This is a genomic window from Saccharicrinis sp. 156 (genome assembly GCF_050589685.1).
Classification (GTDB): Bacteria; Bacteroidota; Bacteroidia; order Bacteroidales; family Marinilabiliaceae; genus Saccharicrinis.
Window position 1 is genome coordinate 152735 of record NZ_JBNGOS010000004.1, and the last position, 18300, is coordinate 171034.

The following is an 18300-nucleotide window of genomic DNA, read 5'->3' on the forward strand; positions in this document are numbered from 1 at the left end:
GTATTGTCAGTTTTAACCATAGACTTGCATAAATACTATAAAATCCCTTTGAGCAGCTCCAGCTTATTGCTTCGAGATCCTTTTACCAGAATAAAGGAATTACGGATAGGTGTGGTGGCGATTTCTTCAATAAGTACATTTACATTATCCGCCCATTTAAATCCATCTTCATCTTGTAACATTGATTTATAGTTTTCTCCGACCAAATATACATCCGTCAGATTCTTATTTCGTAAAAAGTGGAGCACTTTCATATGTTCCTGCCTGCTGTCGTCACCAAGTTCTTTCATTTCACCCAGGATAGCAACCTTGTTTTTTTCATTTAAAGCAACAAAATTCTCTAATGCCGCTTTCATGCTGGTTGGATTGGCGTTATAAGCGTCAAATAGAATTTTGTTCTTATCGGAAATCACCATTTGCGACCGATTGTTTTCTGGAGTATATTCGTTAATTGCCTCGGCAATTTTATGGGGTTCCACACCAAAGTATGTGCCGACAGAAATGGCGGCCAGTGCATTTTCCAGATTGTATCCTCCCATCAGTTGGGCATTTATGTGGATTTCTTCTTCGTTTATTTTGCATCCAAAGGATAGATTTGGCGTGTTGCGCAATTCTGTAACGCGCACCTTGCAATCGGTATTATGGCCATAATAAAACAGTTCGGCACCGGAATTTAGCATGCCTAACAAATGCGTGTTGGATTTGTTGACAAACAAAAGTCCTTGTTTGCTTTCGATAAAGCGGTATAATTCTCCCTTGGTTTTTTTTACTCCTTCAAACGAGCCGAATCCTTCCAGGTGGGCTTTGCCTACATTGGTTATTAAGCCTACGTTAGGTTCTGCTATTTTGCATAAAAAATCTATTTCTCCTGGATGATTGGCTCCCATTTCTACTACGGCAATTTCTATTTTTTCATCTATCGATAAAAGGGTGAGTGGTACGCCTATATGGTTGTTGAAATTACCAACCGTGGCAAAAGATCTATATTTCTTATCCAAAACGGTTTTTACCAATTCTTTGGTGGTGGTTTTTCCGTTGGTTCCTGTAATTCCAACAATTGGGATATTTAATTCTCTGCGGTGAAAGGTAGCAAGTTCCTGCAAGGTTGCTAGAACATTCTCTACCAAAATATAATTTTCGTTTTTGGCAACATCGGCATCATCAACAACGACCTTTACTGCACCATGTTCCAACGCCTGCGATGCAAATAGGTTCCCGTTGAAGTTAGCTCCTCTAAGGGCGAAAAACAGACCGTCTTTTTTGATTTGCCTGGTATCGGTACAAACTCCCGTAGAAGTTTTAAAGACTTGGTAGATATCTTTTATGCTCATCATATTGCAAAAATTATACTTCTTGTATGATGCCAAAAATAAGCAACATTTATAAACAAAGTGCTCTAAATGCTAAATTGATTACATAATCAGTACCGAACAATGCTGATTCAAGGAAACGCCAACAGGCATGAAACCATTTATTCCTGACTTTTAACTTAATAAAAGGTTAAGTTTTGCAAAAAGAAAAGGCTGGTTCAAATGAACCAGCCTTTCGGGTATTTATGTTTTACTTTTTCAATATTACTTTCTGTTTCCAGCATCTATAGGACTACCAACCCTGGTCATTGCGCAACGGAAGCCCAGATCGTCGCGAGCTTCACGCTCGTCCAGGTATCTTCTGGTACCCGGGCTTAACCAGTAAGCTCTATCCCTCCAGGAACCTCCTTTGTATACACGCGTCCTATCCGAGATTAACGAACCCATTGTTCCGGTGTGTTGTCCGTACATGTTCTTGGTGTCCCGCTCATTGTCTAACCACTGATCACCAGTTGAAATGTTCGATTGTGCATCACCATCACTAAAGTTACGGTTGTCGCCGGTTCGGTAATTCTTTCTGTCTAAGATATCCTTGTCAGTTTCAATTCTATAACGGATTCTACCCAAACTATCTTTTTCAATCAGGTACCCTTCTTCGTCCAGTACTTTGGTCTTAAACTCATTGCCCCTAAACGGACTGAACTCATCAACTTCGTCGAAAGAAAGCGGACGGTATACGTCAGCCACCCACTCGTTAACGTTTCCTGCCATACAATACAATCCGTAATCGTTAGGATAATATGAGTGAACATCAACGGTTATGTCACCACCGTCGTTAAGGTCCCCTGCCATACCCATGTAATCACCTCGGCTTCTAACAAAGTTGGCCATCATTCTACCTCTTTCTTTTTTATCGGCATTTCTGGTGATATGTCCGTCCCAAGGATAAATCCTGCGATTAGTCATACGCTCTTCCTGAGAGTTGCCAATCAAACCAAGTGCAGCATATTCCCACTCTGCTTCGGTTGGGAGACGGTAACGCGGTAAAAGATATCCATCTTCCCAACGAACACGTCTGCTATCTTTATTAGGATCTAAATCTTCTATAGGTTTTTTGCCGGCAATCCCATCGTATTGTCCGTACAAATATGATTCTGTGTTAAAGTTATTTTCGCCCTGCTGGTTTACGTCCATTTCAAGAACGCCCATATCAACAAGAATTTTCTCATTTACCCTGTCTGTTCTCCACTGGCAGAAATCGTTAGCCTGTAACCAGTTGACACCAACAACCGGATATTTGCTATAAGCAGTATGTCGGAAATAGTTTTCAGTCATAGGCTCATTATAAGCCAATGCTCTTCGCCATACTAAAGTATCCGGAAGTGCTTTTCTGTATACTTCGGGATATTCAACAAAAACCCTGTTGATCCAATATAAATATTCACGGTAATCAACGTTTTTAACTTCTGTTTCATCCATATAGAACGAAGGAACAGTCACACGTCGAGGTACGTTGTTCCAATCGTAAAGTACGTCCTGTTCAACCCTACCCATTATAAAGGTACCACCTTCAATAAATCTAAGTCCGGGGCCAAGTTCTTGTTCGTATCCTTCATAATATTCAAATCCCCCGTTTTCTGGAGTGTTATACTCCCATCCTGTTGCGGAAGAAACATTACCGGAACCACCTTTACTACAAGAAGTCAGTGCTACAACTCCTAGTGCAAGCATGACGTGGAAAAGTCTAATTTTAAGCCTCATAGCGAAATATAATCTTTAAGTTATCTCTTTTGTTCAATTGTACGTATTCAATCTCTATTGGAAATTACATCTGTAGCCTTATACTGCAAAAATAGAAAAAGGTTATAATCCTGAAATTTTTCTTGTCATTTTTTTATTTAAGTTTAGCAAATCAGCCTATTAAAATAGGGATTATTAACTCTTTGCCTCTTCCTTAAAAGTAACCTCTTTCCACTTATTTTCGTTGAACTGTAATAATTGCATGTAATATTTCATTGTAAGTAAACGTTATATTTTCTGAAATCGTGTATAAGAAGAGTTTTTTTATACTTTTTTTTACTTTTGTGGCTCACTGTAAAACAACAAGCGAGGTTGTGGCGTTTACAAGATATAGATATTTGTTAGCTAGAAAACATTGATATATGAGATTTAAAAAGATTGGGTTGTGGGGATTGTTGGGTGTTTTAAGCATGGCTCTTAATGGGCAAATTAATGAAAAACACGAAAACACGGTAGAGTGGTCGGAGCCGGTAACTATTGATCAGCACGGGGAACAGATTACGTTACTGCAGTTTTCCGATATGGGAGATATCAATCCGGAAACAGAAATTCCTGCCTTATCAAAATCAATTAAACTTGCTACAGCTGGTAAACCTGAAGATATTATTGTTCAGATTAGTAATATGGAATTTGTGTGGCCAACACCCAAAGAGCATGTTTTATTTGTTGATAAAGTAAGACAAGAACAGGTTGATTTTCAGTATTCAATATCACAAAGTGGGAATAATTACTTTGTTGATTTTACCTTAGATCCGTTGATAAAACCGGCTGATGCGCAAACATTTAAGAAGCTGGTGTCCTATACGATAAATATCGCTTACAATAAACAAGAAAAGAAATCCTTGAAAAGTGCGCTTGAATCGGATAATTATGCCCAAAATTCGGTGCTTAATTCCGGTGATTGGGTAAAAGTTAGTGTCGAGAAAACAGGAATTCACAAAATTAGCTATTCCAAACTAGCCGACTGGGGCATTTCAAACCCTCAAAATGTTGGGATATACGGTAATGGAGGTAGGATGATTCCGGCTGACAATAGTGCGTTTCGTAATGACGATTTGGTGGAAAATGCGATATGGCATTATAATAATGCCATATATTTTTTTGCGGAAGGCCCGGTTGTGTGGGACTACAACACTTCTGCCGGGATGTTCATTCACGAAAAACACCGATACAGTAATTTTTCGTACTATTTTATTACTGAAAAAAATGCGTCTTCGCTAATAGTACAGGAATCTGATTTGCAGTCAGACAGTTACAATCAGGAAGTAGATTATTTTCAAGACTATGAGTATCATGAGGAGGATAACTTAAACTTGTTGAAATCGGGAAATGTGTGGTACGGGGAAAAATTTGATTATTACGCTCAGCAAAGTCACAGTTTTGATTTCAACTTTGACAATGTGAGGACTGCTTCCAAAGCCAAGGCATATGCAAAGTTGGCAGCCAGGTCTGGTGTGTCAACGTCTTACGCAATGTCAGCCAATGGCGAGACAATTGACAGAGTGGATATCTATAATATCAATACGTCAAGCCATACCAGCTATTATGCGCGCGAAGGATTCTTAAAAGGGGAGTTTACCAATACTTTAAACAGTATTAACTTATTAATAGATTTCGAATTGGACGAGACAAGTGCTTCTGCCATTGGTTATTTGGATTATTTATGTTTGAATGTGGAGCGCGAATTGAGCTTTGTGGAAGACGAACTTTTGTTCAGAAACATAGATGTAGTCTATGATGGCAATACGGTTAAATATAATATCGGGAACAGTCAGGGAGTGGAACTTTGGGATGTCACAAACCCTTTGGTTCCTTTAAAAATAAGTCTATTGTCGTCGGGTACTTCCTCAAGTTTTAACTATGAAGCCGACGATTTAAAACAGTTTGTGGCCTTTGATCCTACGGGCAATTTTCCTTCGCCTGAATTTGAAGCTAATGTGGCCAACCAGGACTTGCATGCCAGTGACTTTGTAGATTATGTAATAGTCAGTCATGTTGATTTTGTAAGTGAAGCAAACCGACTTGGCCAAATACACAATGATTATAACGGTACAACGTACCTGGTGGTAACCAGTGAACAAATTTACAACGAGTTTTCATCGGGTAAACCGGATGTGACCGCGATACGTAGTTTTGTTAAAATGTTGTACGATAGGGCTGGAGAAGACAATAGTGATAAACCTAAAAACTTGTTGTTGTTTGGTGACGGTTCCTATGATAATAGACAAGGGATTGCGAATAACACGGATAAAATTCTAACCTATCAATCGGATAACTCTATCCATAATACCAACTCGTATGTAACGGATGATTATATGGGTCTTTTGGATGATGGCGAAGGAGATAATATTACATCGGATAAATTGGACATAGGTATTGGTCGTTTTCCTGTTAATACAATTGAAGAAGCCAAGAATGCTGTTGATAAAACCTACAAATATTATTACGAACAAGCCAACGATCAATGGAAAAGTGATTTAACTTTTGTTGGGGATGATGGTGATAACAATATCCATATGGACGATGCCAATGGTTTGACCATCAAATTGGCAAAGAGTCATCCTGAATACAATATCTCAAAGTTTTATTTCGATAATTACGAAAAAGTCACTACCATTTCAGGACACTCAATACCCGAAATAGAAGAGGATATAGCAAATGCCATTGATGAAGGTACGCTAGTATTCAATTATACCGGCCACGGAGGGACCTCCGTATTGGCGCATGAAAGAATTATTACCAAAGAGCATATTAGCACTTGGAACAATATTGACAAACTGGCCTTGTTTGTAACTGCTACCTGTGAGTTTAGCCGTTACGACGATAAAGATTATACTTCGGCAGGAGAGGAGGTTTTCTTAAACCCGCTGGGCGGAGGGATTGCGTTGTATACCACGACCCGAATTGTATATTCAAGTTTAAATAAAGCACTTAATACCAGTTTTTACAATTTTGCCTTTGAGCGTGACGATGATGGCAAACCGTATACATTGGGCGAGATTATGATGCATACCAAAAACGGTCTTTCTGCCAGTGTCAATAAATTAAATTTCTCGCTGCTGGGGGATCCTGCAATTCGATTAATATATCCAGAACTGGGCACCAGGACTTTGAAAATTAATGATAAAATGGTTGAAGGTGCTGAATCTGGGCCAATAGATACCATCAAGGCGTTGAGTGCAATTAGCTTAATGGGTGAAGTAGTGGACCTGTCAGATACGTCGAGGGTTGATTTTGACGGTGAAATTTTTGTTTCAGTGTTTGATAAGCAGACTCAAATTACCACCAGGGGTAACGATGGTGCAGAACCATTTCAGTATGAAACTTTTGACAACGTTATTTTTAAGGGGCCGGCCAGCGTTAATAATGGTGAGTTTAAATTGGAATTTGTTGTACCTAAGGATATAAGGTATAATTTTGATAATGGTAAAATTAGTTATTATGCTTTTTCCGACGAAAGCACCCAACAAGCATTCGGTGCATTTTCGGATGTGATTGTAGGGGGGATTGATAATAGTGCAGAAGAAGACAATGAGGGGCCTCAAATAAACCTTTGGTTGAACAATAAAAGCTTCAGTAGTGGAGACAAGGTAGGAAACAATCCCGTATTATTAGCTGAAATTTTAGATGCTTCGGGAATTAACACAACAGGAAGTGGTATTGGCCATGATATTACATGTGTTATTGATGGGGTCCAATCCAATCCAATCATATTAAACGATAATTTTGAAGCTGCAATTGATAACTATAAACACGGGTACCTTAACTATCAATTATCGTCGTTGGTAGAGGGGAGTCACAGTTTAACGCTTAAGGTTTGGGATACGCATAATAATTCGTCAACCAGTAGTATAAACTTTATGGTATCGAGCGATGGTGCTTTGGCAGTTTCTGATCCAGTTGTATTTCCAAACCCAGTTAAACAAGGTATCGAGAGTTATTTGTCATTTAACCATGATGATCCAAATTCGAGGCTCGAAGTCCAAATTATGTTTTTTAATTTGGCAGGCCAGCTTGTATCGCAACAAAATAGCTCGGTGATATCTTTGATAGATAGCGTTCCGCCCATTGAGATGAAGGCAGAGACAAGCGACGGCGCCGCTCTTGATCCTGGCGTTTATCTATATAAAGTTGTTGTTTATTCCCAAACGGGAAGAAAAGGGGTAGTTTCAGGAAAATTTATGGTAGCGCAATAATATTTTTAGAATTTTTGAGTTTACATTTGTAGTCCTAAATAATTAATGAACATTTTTATGCATAACACATATGTTAGAACGTTGGTCATCCTTTCGTTCATTGTAATTTCAGCTGTTGGAGCGAATGGTCAGAATACGGTTAACAAAACAGAAGCCTTTCCGCGTACAACAACGCCGTTCTTAACCATTACGCCTGAATCAAGGGGAGGAGCCATGGGAGACGTGGGTGTAGCAACCTCACCCGACATTTATTCACAGCACTGGAACTCGTCGAAGTATGCATTCCTGGATCAGGAGATGGGAGTGTCCCTTTCATATACCCCGTGGTTAAGGGATTTAGTAGATGATATCAATTTGTACTATCTTACTTTTTTTCGCCGTATTGATAAAATGCAAACGGTGAGTGCTTCGTTAAGGTATTTCTCATTGGGTTCAATCATATTTACGGATAACGAAGGTCTTGAGACGGCTAGAGGTAATCCCAATGAATTTGCCATTGATGCAGCCTATTCGTTAAAACTGTCCGATAATATATCGGGTTCGGTGGCTTTCAGATATATCCGTTCAGATATAAACAATGGATCAAGTACAGGTGATGCTGTTGCCGGGAACGCCTTTGCGGCTGATTTAAACTTTTTTTATCTGGATCAAGTAAAATGGGGCGGCAGAAAAGGAGATGTTTCTGCAGGTATCAATATTTCTAATATCGGATCAAAAATATCGTATGATGATGGGGCAAGCCAGGAATTCTTGCCTGCCAATTTAAGAATAGGAGGTGCGTACAATGTGGAAATTGACAGATACAACAAGGTAGGCTTCTCACTGGATGTAAATAGAATAATGGTGGCAAAAAATGAAGAGGGTAACGATAAAAGCGACCTTTCTGTACCTGCTTCATTCTTCCAGTCGTTTGGTGACTTTGCCGTTGAGGATTTAAGAATCTCGGTTGGTGGTGAGTATTGGTATAACGAGCAGTTTGCCATTAGAGCTGGTTACTATCACGAGGATGAGGTGATTGGTAACAGAAAATTTGCCACGGCAGGCGCAGGTCTTAAATTTAATATGTTCACCATTGATGCCTCATACATTATTGCTGTGGCCCAGAATAATCCATTGGCCAATACCATTCGTTTCTCTCTTGGTTTTAACCTGGATGAAATTGGAAGATAATTATTTATAACATTATATTATTCAATCCCGAACTATTTTGTTCGGGATTTTTTATATGCTTACATGGTGCATATATTCGATTATCGGTTGGATAACTGAAAATTAATTAAAAAACAAGGGCATAGCCTGCTCCGGATTAAATTCGGAGATGGGAATTAGAAAGCGACTGTAATCTCTTATCTAATATCTCACAATCTCTTGTCTAAATTTATATACATGAAAATAAGAGTAGGTTTTGGATACGACGTTCATAAATTAGGTGAAGGGGAAGAGTTGTGGATCGGTGGAATTCACGTTCCGCACATCAAGGGATCCATAGGCCATTCCGATGGTGACGTATTGATACATGCTATTTGCGATGCCTTACTGGGGGCTGCAAATATGCGCGATATAGGTTTTCACTTTCCGGATACATCCGAGGACTTAAAAGGTATTGACAGTAAAATACTTTTAGGCAGGACAATTGACTTGATAAAAGGAAAAGGATTCGAAATAAATAACATTGACAGTACTATATGCCTGGAAAAACCAAAGTTGAAAGATCTGATACCTGAGATGCAGTCGGTTTTGGCCAGGGTGATGGCAATGGATGTTGAAGATATAGCAATTAAAGCCACTACCACCGAAAAACTTGGTTTTGTGGGGACTCAAGAAGGTATAGCCGCTTATGCCACGGTTTTGATTCAGAATGGGTAGGGGTAATTGTCGAACGGATAACACCTAACAGGTTACGTAATCCTGTTAGGTTTACTGCCAATTCTTTGATGTTACCACCGCACCAAAGTTCCGTCTTTGGTATAAACGGGAACCACATCTGTTTCATTCGACTTAAAACAATATGCCAGGTCTTTTTCAGCACCCAATCCTTTTAACCTGTTATAATGTCTTCCTTTTGATGCCAAAGCATGGATATCGTGTTTATTTTGCTCGTATAAGCTGGCCATAGCAATGGCTACATCGCTAAGCTGAGCGCCGACCCGTTGTTCCAGGTCATGCGCTATTTTGCCCGCACAAAGCGAGTCTTCCATGGTAAATAAATTGTGCGATCCGGAAGCTACTATTACCACTTCCTGTTCGTTTCTGACCGTTTCAACAATGGCCCTATCATTAAGGAACGAACCCACAAAAAGATTTTTAGCCCCTTTAGCATTTACTATGGCCCGGGTTCCGTTGGTGGTTGTAATAACCAAAGTTTTGTCTTTGATGATTTCCGGTGTGTACGAAAAGGGCGAATTTCCAAAGTCAAATCCTTCAATGGGCACCGCATTTCGTTCGCCACCCAACACCACCTTTTCTTTTCCCATCTTTTTTTGTAACTCGAAGGCTTCTTCGGGAGTTAATACCGGAATAACTTGTTTGGCTCCATTGTCTAATGCGGTTGTCATAACGGAAGTAGCTCTAAGCACATCGATAACAATCACAGTTTTCCCTTCAACTTTTTCGGGATATATTTCTCGGGCAGTTAATATTATGTCTACAGTCATATTTTTTTAATTAGTCGATTCTGATTTGTTATTTCATCGAGGTTAGTTTTCTATAAATGTTTGCAAACCTGATTTGCAAAAACACGCTTCCTGCAAATAATCCTGTAAGGTATCCAATCCAAATGCCTACTGCACCCATCTTTAAAGAGAAGGTGCAAATATAAGAAATGGGAAGAGCCAATACTATCCAGGTGATAAATGCGATTACCGAAGGCATTTTAACATCTTCCAGGCCTCGTAATACGCCCAGCCAAACCACTTGTAAGCCATCGAACAACTGAAAAATACCGGCCACAACCATTAATCTGGCAGCAATGGATATTACGTGGGCATCATCCACAAACAAGGTGGGTAGAAAGTGGCGTAACGAAATAAATAAAATACCCGTGAAAGCCATAAATATCATCACCTTATGAATAATGGCGTAAGCAGAATATTTTAGATTGTCCCATTCTCCGGCACCGTGGTAGTTGCTTGCCTTGATAGTAGCTGCCGAGGCCAGGCCTGTAGACATCATATACGTAACACTGGCCATGGAAATTACTATTTGGTGCGCTGCCATTGATTCCTGGTTGATCCATCCCATCATGATGGCACCCATGCTAAAAGCAAATACTTCAATAACCATCTGTCCCCCAATGGGAACGCCTACCTTTATGACAGTTAGTATTTCCTTAAGGTGAATTTTTGTTTTTATAAAGGCTTCCTTGTATCGTTTGAAAAAGGATAGATGCATAAAGGCTCCTGCAAAAGCCATGGGCATAATAATTCTGGAGATAAATGTTGCCCATCCGGCACCGTCAATCCCTAGTTGAGGAAATCCGCCTTTGCCAAAAATTAAGAGGTAATTAAGGATGATGTTGATGGTGTTGGCAGCAAGTGTAATAATCATCGCAATTCTGGTGTTCGCAATTCCCTCTGCAAATTGTTTAAATACCATAAAAATGCTAAAAGGAATAATCGAAGATACCAGAATTAAATAATAGGAGTTCGCCGTTTGAACCACCGCTTCCTCTTGACCCATTAATGGCATAGCGAAGGAGACAGCATACATAATGACTACCTGCAACAAGGCAAAGATTAGGTTCGCTGATAAACCTTGCTTTAGCCAGTAACCGCATTTTTCGGGATGGGCAGCTCCATGGGCTTTGCCAACTAATGGCGTAACGGCAATGGACAGCCCAATATTTACCACTAAACCAATGATAAAAATACTGTTGGCAAAGGATACCGCGGCCAGTTCTGTTGCTCCCAACTGACCTACCATAATGGTGTCGGCTAAACCGACTACCATTTGTCCGGCTTGCGACAATACCACGGGTAAGGCCAGTTTAATGTTAGGCATGTAATGGGGAGTGAAGTCCTGGTAAAACGATTTTTTACAATATTTAAACATGAACGTTTTGATATTAAAATGCCAGGTAAAAATCCTCAGTGAGTTGTTTGTAGCGTTCTGAATATTGATGCCTACCAAACTCCTCAACAATTAATTCCTCTTCAGTTAACTTTGTTTCTGTCAATGAAAAACTCATTAATACCCTTTTAGCAGGCTTGGTTGGCGTTGGCTTAATGTTTAACACATTATTTAGGTATAAGTTATTCTGGGATGCCAACATTTTAAAATTGTTTTTTTCGTTTGCGGGTAAAACAACACAAAATAGACCGTCCGCATTTAATAGTTTGCCAGCACCTTTTATTAAGTCATAAAAACTTAAACTATCGGTATGCCGGGCCTTGCTTTTCTTTTCACAATCGTTTTTCAATGCATGGTTAAAATATGGTGGATTGCTGACAATTAGGTCATATTTTATATCCACTTTATACGATTGGAAATCAGTGTGGACTATGTGTAATCTTTCAGCCCAAGCTGATTCCGTAAAATTAATGATGGCTTGTTCACAGGCCTGTTCATCTATTTCGATGGCATCTATTCTAGCAGTTGAGTTACGTTGAGCCAGCATGAGGGCGATGAGGCCGGTCCCGGTTCCAATATCTAATATTGATTTTGCTCCTTCAACCGAAGCCCAAGCACCCAGTAAAACGCCATCGGTACCTACTTTCATGGCAGCCAATCCCTGATGTACTGTGAATTGCTTAAATTTAAAATAGTTGTTGGGCATGATTCCTTATGTTAAAATTAATACCTCGGCTAACATCGATATATTCATGAATGGTGCTCAGCAGCATAGCGAATCTGGCACTAGGTTCTGTAAATAATCGGTATAACTAAAACTTTTCAAAAACTCCTAACCCAAACAGTGCATAATCGTATTTAATTGGGTCATTAGGGTCGCACTTTCTTAGATTGGCGGTAATTTCTTCCACAGCTTTCCAGTCGCTTTGTTTTCGGGTTAAGATGCCCAGTTTTCTTCCCACATTGCCGGTATGTACATCCAAAGGTAACATCAGGTTTGCGGAGTCGATATTTTTCCAGAGTCCAAAATCCACCTTCATCTTATCTTGTCTGACCATCCACCTGAGATACATGCAAATCCGTTTTGCCGAGGATCCTTTAAGTACATTGGCCAAGTGCTTGGCCGTACGCACAGGTTCTTGAAACGAAGTAAATGTCTCACGAAAGTGTGCAATAGAATCTTTCATACTTTTATTGGGCAGGTAACCCTGGGTGAAAACGGTCTCGAGTCCGCCGTGGGTTTGGTACATATTGCGTAAAGCTTTCAGGAAATATCTTAAATCCTCCCCTTTGAAGGTTCGGTATACCGAACCGTCGGGAATTGCATCGATATCTCCGTTTATCACAAAATCGTATGGTTCATGTGCCATACAATCCAGTATTTTATGCCCTGCTTTAATAATAGCTTTGCGTTGTCCCCACGAAATGGTTGCGGCCATAAAACCTGCTATTTCAATATCTTCTTTTCTCGTAAAAAGTTTAGGTAAGGATATGGGATCGGTTTCTATGAACGAAGGTGCATTGTATTGCAGTACTTTTTCATCTAAAAAAGATTTGAGCTCATTAAAATCCATATCCGATTACTGTATAAAACCGTCTTTCATTTTTATTTCCCGGTCGCTTAAGTGTGCCAGATGTAAATCGTGCGTCACAATTACAAAAGTTTGTTTAAACTCGTCTCTCAGCTGAAAAAACAACTTATGCAGTTCCTCCTGGTTCTGCGAATCCAGACTACCGGTTGGCTCATCGGCAAAAACTACTGCAGGGTCATTTATTAAGGCACGGGCAATGGCAACACGTTGTTTCTCGCCGCCACTAAGTTCGGCAGGTTTATGTGTTTCCCGGTCTTTTAAGTTTAAAAAGGAAAGCAGATGGCGCGCTTTCTCTTCGCTTTGGGCTTTGTTTTTTCCGGCAATAAGGGCAGGGAGAATAATATTTTCGACCGCATTAAATTCAGGCAACAGCTGATGAAACTGGAAAACGAAACCTATATTCTCGTTGCGGAATTTGGCTAATTCCCGCTCAGACAAATTTTGAATAGGGGTATTGTTGATAATGACATTTCCTGCATTGGGTTTGTCCAGGGTGCCCAATATTTGCAAAAGGGTAGTTTTGCCGGCGCCACTGGGTCCCACAATTGAAACCACCTCGCCACCTTTGATGTCAAGGTCTATTCCCTTTAAAACTTGCAAATCGCCAAACTGTTTTTTGATGCCTTTTGCTGAAATCATTAAATTGTATTTATTCAAAAGTAGAACCCACCCATGAATTTGTGGAATTTTACATATTCATGCATGAGAACCTTCTTGTATTATGAACTAAAAAGTAAAAACATATACAATAGATATGTGCACATCATTATCAGGCCTTCCCACCTTGTTATCACGCTTCGTTTCATAGGTAACAAAGTAACCAGTAACAAAACGGCCACGCCAATCATCCACCACACATCCACCGAAATTAATACTTGTGAAACATGAACAGGCTTAAGTATAGATGTTATTCCTAAAATGGCCCATATGTTAAATATGTTGGATCCGATGATGTTACCGATGGAAATGGCTGTTTCTTTTTTGATGGCTGCCATAATGGATGTAGCCAGCTCGGGAACACTGGTGCCCAAAGCCACTACCGAGATTCCAATAACCCGCTCGCTGATATTGTATCCCTTGGCAATGATAACCACTCCATCAATTAGTAACTCAGAACCAAAATAAAGACCAACGGCTGAAATTGTCAATAATCCGATAGCATAGATAATCTTCATGCTTGGTGTTTGGATTGTCTCACCTGTTTTGCCCATCGTCTTGCGCGACTTATACACCGAGTATATTAAGTATAGCGTAATGGAAACCACGAATATTACTCCTTCGTACAGTTCCAGTTTTTGGTTTTGTACAAATAATAAAAATAGAAGAGAGGCCACCATCATGATTAGCCAATCGAAAAATACAGAGCTGTCTTTTTTTACACTTATGGGCATAATAACAGCAACTATCCCGAGTACCAACCCTATGTTTGCAATGTTGGAACCTATGACATTTCCCACTGAGATATCCGGTACGCCATCAAAAACGGCGTTTAGGCTCACAATCAATTCGGGGGCCGAGGTGCCAAAAGCCACTACGGTAATACCAGCCACCAAGGTGGATATTTTAAAGTATCTGGCCATTTGGACGCTGGCCTTCACCAACCAATCACCACTAAAAAAAAGCAGGACGAATCCTGCCAGTACCATTAAAAACGCCATTTAATTCTCCTTCTCTATTCAGTTTCTGTTTTGTCTGATTTATTAGGGCGGGGCTGAGTGAAGCTTTCAGGATCCGTTTTGTCATCACTTGATGTGTTTTCTTCAATGGAGGTAACATCCTTACTCGTTTTGTCTTCGTTTTCATCTTCATCCAAATCCTCGTACGGGTCGTAGTCATCCTGTTCCGTAAATGTTTCCCCTATTTCGTGAATATGGTTGTCGATGTCCTTTTTGCTGTCCTCCAGGTCTTTTTTAAACTCGTCGGCTCCTTCTCTGAACTCGCGCTTAATGTCGTCGGTAGCTCTTCGGAACTCATTCATTCCTTTGCCCAGCATTCTGGCTAATTCAGGAATTTTGTTCGCCCCAAATAACACCAAAACAGCGATCAATACGATGAAAATTTCTCCACCACCAAAAGAAAACAAACCGAAATACATATTTTTTTGTTTAGACTATTAGATTATAAACCGGATTACTTGATAACGATTCATCAGAACACTAAAGTCAGTATATTACTGAGTTATCCGATGAATGGTATTTTTTAATTCCCCAAAGATAATAAAAACAAAACACCCTTTAAACACAAAGGTTTAAAGGGTGAGCAAATTATAAGTTAACAGTGCTTATTTTTTAGCTTTTATTTTCTTCTTTTCTCTTGCTTCAATTACCGAGAAGGCAACTGGAGTTGCTATAAACAATGAAGAATAGGTACCTATCACAACACCTAACATCAACGCAAACACAAACCCTTGAATTACTTCGCCACCAAATAAGAAGATGACTAATAATACCACAAAGGTTGTTAATGACGTATTAATGGTACGGCTGATGGTTGAGTTCAAGGCAGAATCTACCACTCCTACTCTGTCGCGTTTCGGATGCAAACCTAAATATTCCCTGATACGGTCAAATACAACCACGGTATCATTTATCGAATAACCAATTACCGTAAGTATGGCAGCAATAAATGCCTGGTCAATTTCAAGACTAAAAGGTACTATGCTGTATAACATGGAGAAAATTCCTAATACCACAATAACATCGTGCACCAACGCAACCAATGCGCCTAAACCGTATTCCCAGTTGCGGAAACGGATAAGGATGTACAAGAAGATAACAATTAGTGAGAATAAGATGGCTCTATACGCTTTAGCTTTAATGTCGGAAGCAATGGTTGGTCCCACTTTTTGTGAACTCATTCGGTAATCGTTGATGAATTTCTCAAATGAAACATCAGCGCCTAAAGTTCCCTTTAAACCGTTAAAAAGTTTCTCTTCAATAACGTTATCCACTTCGGTGCCATTTTCGTCAATCATGTAGTTTGTAGCTACTCTTACCTGGTTTTCACCACCAAAAGTTTTTACTTCAACATGCGCATCTTCAAATTCTGTGGCCAAAGCCTTTTGAATATCTGAAGCTGAAACCTTTTCTTCGAAACGAACCACATACGTGCGTCCTCCCGAGAAGTCGATCCCCGATTTTAAACCATGTGTAGCTAAAGAAATAACACTGGCCAAGAGTATAATTCCTGAAATGATAAAGAAAGATTTCTTTTTCTCCAAGAATTTAATCTTGGTGTTCTTCATGAACCCTTCCGTCAATTTAGTGCTGAATTTGACTTCAATCTTTTTGTTTAATAACCACTCATAAGTTAAGCGAGTGATAAAAATTGCCGAGAAGAATGAAGTGGCAATACCAATCATCAGGGTAGTCGCAAAACCTTTAATAGGCCCTGTACCGAATACGAACAGGATGAGACCGGTTAGGAAGGTAGTTACGTTGGAGTCAATAATGGCTGAGAATGCATTCTTATAACCATCGGCAATAGCTAAACGAACACCTTTGCCCGCAGCCATTTCTTCGCGGATACGCTCATAAATAAGTACGTTAGCATCCACCGACATACCAATGGTAAGTACAATACCGGCAATACCCGGCAAAGTTAATACCGCACCAAAAGAAGCAAGAACTCCCAGGATAAAGAACATGTTAGCCAATAACGCAAGGTCGGATACCGTACCAGCTTTAAACCCGTAGAAGAAAATCATGTAAGCAAGTACCACGATAAATGCCCAGATGAAAGATGAAAAACCTGAGTTTACAGCTTCTTCTCCCAGAGAAGGTCCCACTACCGTATCCTCAACGATACGTGCAGGGGCGGGCAGTTTACCTGACTTAAGAATGTTGGCAAGGTCTTTCGCCTCTTCAGGCGTAAAGTTTCCTGTAATAGAACTTCTGCCGCCTTTAATTTCAACATTTACGGTTGGATAACTGTATACATAACCATCTAAAACGATAGCTACACTTTTACCTATATTTGCTTTTGTTAGACGAGCCCATACATTAGAACCCTCGGCGTTCATGCCCATACTGATTTCATAATCGCCACTTTGTCCTGTTTCGGCGCGTGCGCTGGTAACTACGTCACCTTCCAGCGGAGGACGACCGTCATGGCTGGAAACTTTGATAGCTATCAACTCATAAATCTCGTCTTTGCTTCTTGTTCCATCAGCCAGCTCTCTTTGAGGTAGTGGTTTAACACCCCACATAAATCTTACGTTCTTTGGAAACAAAGCGCTAACATGCTCATTTTGCAAGTATGCATTTACCTTTGATGTATCTTTGGCTAAGGCATAACCAACAAGAGGTCCTTGCTGACGCTGATTTGGTGAAAGAACACTGAAAAGTGACCTGCTCATTTCCTGCGTAGCCAAAGAATCTACCTGTGTGCTATCCGAATCTAACTGGCTTAATAAATCACTGGCAGCATTTTCGGCTGTTTGAACCGCCTCAACCTCTTCGGTTACTTCAGAAGGTACGTCGCTTTTTGCCAATTCAGCTTTAGCAGTTTCTATTTCAATCACTTTCTGGTTGGCTTGAATCAAGTTCTGAACCAACTCTCCAATTTCATATGTTTCCCAAAACTCAAGACTCGCAGTCCCTTGTAATAGTTTACGAACCCTTTGGGGATCTTTAACACCGGGAAGCTCAACCAATACACGACCGGCTTTTTCAAGTTGCTGTATGTTTGGTTGGGTAACACCAAAGCGGTCGATACGGGTACGAAGAATGTTAAAAGCGTTATCGATGGCACTTGAGGATTCTTCTCTAACCACTTTAATGACTTCATCGTTGGACGTGTTGTAGTCGATTCTACCTTTTAGTTCAACCGTGTTGAAGATGGCCGCCAAACGAGCTTCGCTATCTAATTCTTTAAAAGAATTATAAAATAGTGTGATAAAGTCCTCGGAAGATGTTTTTTCTTTCTGTTCAGCTATTTGTAAAGCCTCATTAAATGTAGGGTCCGTGTTGTAATTGGAAAGGGCTTTAAGGATATCGGCCACTTTTACCTCAAGGATAAGGTTCATACCCCCTTTTAGGTCGAGGCCAAAGTTAATTTCCTTTTCCTTACACTCTTTGTAAGTGTATTTCCTTATTCCTAAGAAATTATATACTGGTTCGTTAGCAATTGAATCCAAATAATTAATTTCTGCTTGTGGATCCCCCAATGCAATTTCTTTTGCCTCTTTTTCTACCTGTCTGGTGTGATAAGTAAATATCAATTGGTATAAACTCACCAAAGCCAGAAGGATAGCAAAAACCCTGATTGCTCCTTTGTTTTGCATCTGTACTTAAGATTTATTTTTATTGTCGTATTAAATTTGATTCTGTTCTC

13 protein-coding genes are annotated in these 18300 nt (G+C 39.9%); 3 read left to right on the plus strand and 10 right to left on the minus strand.

Annotated elements, in window-relative coordinates:
- Positions 1-35: 35 nt before the first annotated feature.
- Both ACRD64_RS03395 and gldJ read right to left on the minus strand, forming a co-directional pair.
- Entirely contained in the window at positions 36-1334 is a 1299-nt protein-coding gene (locus ACRD64_RS03395; protein ID WP_430931755.1) for a UDP-N-acetylmuramoyl-tripeptide--D-alanyl-D-alanine ligase, read from the minus strand.
- Between the two features lie 240 nt (positions 1335-1574).
- Positions 1575-3041: a gliding motility lipoprotein GldJ gene (gene gldJ / locus ACRD64_RS03400; protein ID WP_430931756.1), complete on the minus strand. Its 1467-nt coding sequence runs from the start codon at positions 3039-3041 to the stop codon at positions 1575-1577.
- Between the two features lie 431 nt (positions 3042-3472).
- Between gldJ and porU the strand changes: the two genes are divergently transcribed.
- The 3 genes from porU (at position 3473) to ispF (ending at position 9172) form a co-directional block, all read left to right on the plus strand.
- Positions 3473-7306 (plus strand): type IX secretion system sortase PorU, encoded by a 3834-nt coding sequence (gene porU / locus ACRD64_RS03405; protein WP_430931757.1) that lies wholly within the window; start codon positions 3473-3475, stop codon positions 7304-7306.
- Positions 7307-7363: 57 nt separating this feature from the next.
- Entirely contained in the window at positions 7364-8476 is a 1113-nt protein-coding gene (gene porV / locus ACRD64_RS03410; RefSeq protein WP_430931758.1) for a type IX secretion system outer membrane channel protein PorV, read from the plus strand.
- A gap of 216 nt (positions 8477-8692) precedes the next feature.
- Positions 8693-9172 (plus strand): 2-C-methyl-D-erythritol 2,4-cyclodiphosphate synthase, encoded by a 480-nt coding sequence (ispF, locus tag ACRD64_RS03415; RefSeq protein WP_430931759.1) that lies wholly within the window; start codon positions 8693-8695, stop codon positions 9170-9172.
- Between the two features lie 71 nt (positions 9173-9243).
- On the opposite strand, the gene ACRD64_RS03420 is transcribed toward ispF, so the two are convergent.
- From ACRD64_RS03420 to secDF, 8 genes are all read right to left on the minus strand, one after another.
- Positions 9244-9960 (minus strand): 2-phosphosulfolactate phosphatase, encoded by a 717-nt coding sequence (locus tag ACRD64_RS03420; RefSeq protein WP_430931760.1) that lies wholly within the window; start codon positions 9958-9960, stop codon positions 9244-9246.
- Positions 9961-9988: 28 nt separating this feature from the next.
- Positions 9989-11356: an MATE family efflux transporter gene (locus ACRD64_RS03425; protein ID WP_430931761.1), complete on the minus strand. Its 1368-nt coding sequence runs from the start codon at positions 11354-11356 to the stop codon at positions 9989-9991.
- A 13-nt stretch (positions 11357-11369) separates the two neighbouring features.
- Positions 11370-12080: a tRNA1(Val) (adenine(37)-N6)-methyltransferase gene (locus ACRD64_RS03430; RefSeq protein ID WP_430931762.1), complete on the minus strand. Its 711-nt coding sequence runs from the start codon at positions 12078-12080 to the stop codon at positions 11370-11372.
- A gap of 106 nt (positions 12081-12186) precedes the next feature.
- Positions 12187-12948 carry a TIGR02757 family protein gene (locus tag ACRD64_RS03435; RefSeq protein ID WP_430931763.1) on the minus strand — a complete coding sequence of 254 codons (762 nt, stop codon included), beginning with the start codon at positions 12946-12948 and terminating at the stop codon, positions 12187-12189.
- 6 nt (positions 12949-12954) lie between these two features.
- Positions 12955-13605, minus strand: a complete 651-nt coding sequence (locus ACRD64_RS03440) for an ABC transporter ATP-binding protein (RefSeq protein WP_430931764.1) — start codon at positions 13603-13605, stop codon at positions 12955-12957.
- A gap of 80 nt (positions 13606-13685) precedes the next feature.
- On the minus strand, positions 13686-14612 hold the full coding sequence (locus ACRD64_RS03445; protein ID WP_430931765.1) for a calcium/sodium antiporter: 927 nt from the start codon (positions 14610-14612) through the stop codon (positions 13686-13688).
- 26 nt (positions 14613-14638) lie between these two features.
- On the minus strand, positions 14639-15061 hold the full coding sequence (locus ACRD64_RS03450; protein WP_430931766.1) for a Sec-independent protein translocase subunit TatA/TatB: 423 nt from the start codon (positions 15059-15061) through the stop codon (positions 14639-14641).
- 186 nt (positions 15062-15247) lie between these two features.
- The gene (gene secDF / locus ACRD64_RS03455) at positions 15248-18250 is read right to left on the minus strand and encodes a protein translocase subunit SecDF (protein ID WP_430931767.1); all 3003 of its coding nucleotides are present in this window, start codon (positions 18248-18250) and stop codon (positions 15248-15250) included.
- Positions 18251-18300 lie beyond the last annotated feature (50 nt).